Annotated in this window: 1 protein-coding gene; it reads left to right on the top strand. The window is 60.0% G+C overall.

Annotation, left to right across the window (positions count from 1 at the left end):
* Positions 1-402: transposase (locus tag A3728_RS19125; protein ID WP_150120892.1), on the top strand; the 402-nt coding region annotated here is incomplete at both ends.

Genomic DNA, 402 nt, shown 5'->3' on the forward strand with positions numbered 1-402 from the left:
TTCCCGAGGCCGAGCGCTTTCACCGCAGTTCGCGTACCGACTGGTTCCTGGCATTCCTCGAGAAGTATCCATCGCCACACATGATCACGGCCATGAGCCGTGAGGCCTTCGTTGCCGATGCGTGGCAGGTGGTCGGCCGGAAGGTCTCAAAAGAACGCTTACTCTCAGATATTTACGCAACAGCGGTTGGTTCAGTGGGGTTACCCGTTCACCCGGAATCCGACGCCGTTCGTATGTTCCGCCTTGTGCTGGCCGAAGGCCGAAGCCTGGTTCGCCAGCGCAATGAGATCGAGGCCCGTGCCGTCGAGCTTCTGTCCGATCATCCCGATTACCAGCTTCTGACAACCATCCCCGGCATCGGCCCGATCAACGCCTTGACCATCCTGGCCGAAGCTGGCGATC

Source organism: Sulfitobacter sp. HI0040, assembly GCF_001634885.1.
Taxonomy (GTDB): Bacteria; Pseudomonadota; Alphaproteobacteria; order Rhodobacterales; family Rhodobacteraceae; genus Sulfitobacter.